Consider the following 2,806-nt stretch of genomic DNA (forward strand, 5'->3'; position numbering starts at 1 on the left):
AACAGGGTTTTATCCCCGGTTTGCTTATCCGTTTTACTGATACGCCGTCCAAAGGCATCGTAAGTATAAGTGTGTACGGTTTCTACCGCTTGATGAAAATCATTATCCCGATAGTGGCGAATTTTTTTAAATTCAATTAATCGGTGTTGGCAGTCCCATTTAAACTGATGTTCGGTATGTTGCCGTTTGCCACGTAACTCTTTTATCACATTACCATATTCATCATATTCATAATGTCGATCGCCCTGAATTTTTAAACGGTTGGCGCTAACTTGGGTACTCGAGGCTGTATTGGACTGTTTATCGCCTTTAAGCGCATCAAGTGGGGCATCACTGCTTAACAGGTTATTGGCACCATCATAAATAAACTGCTCGTGATAGCCTTTAAAGCTTAACTCATCAGGCAGTTGTTTATGGTTATAAGGCTTATGGTTTGCACTAGCTAATCGACCGTTTAAATCATGGGTGAAGTTTTTGATACCCTTATAGGTATCGGTAATTTGGGTTAGTTCACCTACCTGATTGTATTGATAGTGGCGCTCAATCGGTTTTATGATATTGTCACCAACCGTAATGCGTTGATGCAGCAATCGGCCCATGCTGTCAAACTGGTTGCGCCAATTTAACTCACCAAATCGCCCCAGTGTTCGATCGATTTCTTTACCTTGTTGCCAACGGTGGGTTGAAAGTGGTTGCCCATTTAAATCAATTTGACTTACGTTATCGCCATGGTAATGGTAAGCGAGTATATTGCCATCTGGCATCCGCATTCGGTATAAGCGGCCGACGGCATCGTAATCGAAGTATTGACTACTAAATCCTTGATGCTCTTGGATTAGGCGACCACATTTGTCATATTGCCAAACTAACGGCCACTGGCCATCATCTACTTCGAGCAACTGACCAAAACCGTTATAACGATAGGCTATCTTTTGACCATCCGGGAGCGTTCGTGCGGTTAAACGCCCATGGATATCTCGCTCATATTGAGTGACTAATGCGGTTTCTTGCCGTCCGCTATCACCATACTCGGTGCGTTTTATTATCTGGTCATTGACATCATACTCCCAAAAAATTCGACGACCATCGAATAATCGTTCCGATTGTATTTTGCCAGTTGGCGTATAATCAATATGGTAACGGTCACCATTATGATTAATAATATCGCTGATTTTACAGTGAATATTGTTATATTCATACTGCGTATAGCTGTTATCCGGGTAATAAATTCGTTTAATAAATGGCGTATTTGGGTGATATTCAAAATGAGTGACCCGCTGCTTTTCATCAATCTCTTTCGTGACACTACCATAAGGGTTATAGCTAAATTTGCGTGATGTTCCATCTGGCCAGTGAACCGCCACTAAGCGACCAATATCATCCCATACCCATCGAGTTGCCTGCACAGCATCAATATTATTTGTCGAATTAGGATCGGTTGTGCTCTCAAAAATCAGTTGACCCAGTGCATTATAACGATAGTACATTACTTCTCCACTGGTATTTTGGTATTCAAGCAATTGACCGAGTGCATTAAAGGTATAGCGCTCCGAGGTGTTATCCGGATAGATAACGGCGGAGAGTGAGCCGTTTTCCGACCAGCGATAGTTGGTTTCTAACTTCATTGGGTCGATATAAGTTATCAAATTACCGTCATAGTCGTAGCGCCATTTTTCTCGTCTAATCTCTAATCTATCAGCACTATAATGTGTGCGCTCCATCAATAAACCACGATTATAGCGATTAGTTACCACTTGACCATCAGGAAAACGCATTAACGTGCAATTTAATTCATCATCATAATCAAATTCTGTTACGTGACCGGCAGAATCGATCTCCGCGATTAGTTCACCATCTTGACCATAATGGCGAGTGGTTGTGGTGCCACTGGCTGAGACCGTTTTAAGCAAACGGGCGGTCTGTTTATCATGTACAAAAATCTCTTTGCTACCATCAGCATAAATGGCTTCTGAGGTGCCGGAGGCGGCATCCCATTTAAAATTAATTTCTGTATTGGGTATATTACTCCATTGCCGAAGCGCTCGAACCGATTTGCCTTCACCAATCCATTCCCAATAAAATTCGGTACCACCAGCCAGTTGTCTTTTGGTAAAAACAAAATCGGAACGGTACTCATAACGTTCGACTTCGTTAACGGGATTGATCACTTCACTTAATTGTCCTTGTTCGTCATAAGCATAACGTATTAGGCATTGAGGCTCCGAGCCAGCGATGGTGATATGGCGAGCTAAGCGAATTTCAGATAATCTATCGCCCTGTTCGGTCTCAATATAATAGAATAGGAGTGAAGCACCGGCTGGGTTTTCCAATTTGACCGGAAGCTGCCTTTCTGGGTCATAATGAACCAATAATTTTTGCTTGTTTTGCGAAAAAGCAGTAACCTGCCCATGATTATCCGATAAGCGATTGACATGCATTACCCAACCATTTAAACAGGCGGCAGTAAATAGATATTCATTCTCTTTTTCACTTAACCAGACCGCGGCTTTAGCGAGTTTATTGGCGGATATGGGCATATTCTTACTTGGTAAATCGAGTGTATTGATTAAATTCTCATGATCGGTCCAAATGATAGTGTTATCTTCATCGTTAAATAAAAAATGGTGTTGTAAAGAGTGACTCCAACCATAGCCAAAGACGGAGTTTATCTCTACCGCTGTTGTACGATATTGCCGTTGGAAGGCAAAAGGATATAGTCCTAGTAAGGTGGCATCATCGAGTAATAGTAACTCTTCGCCAGTAACCATTGAAATAGGGTCAGCCTTTTTTTTGGTATCTTTATCAG

1 protein-coding gene is annotated in these 2,806 nt (G+C 41.8%); it reads right to left on the bottom strand.

Features of this window, described 5'->3' with window-relative positions; translation table 11 throughout:
- Positions 1-2,806: DUF6531 domain-containing protein (locus DKK70_RS16520; RefSeq protein ID WP_146210894.1), on the bottom strand; the 2,806-nt coding region annotated here is incomplete at both ends.

This window comes from Gilliamella apicola (assembly GCF_003202655.1).
GTDB lineage: Bacteria > Pseudomonadota > Gammaproteobacteria > Enterobacterales > Orbaceae > Gilliamella > Gilliamella apicola_R.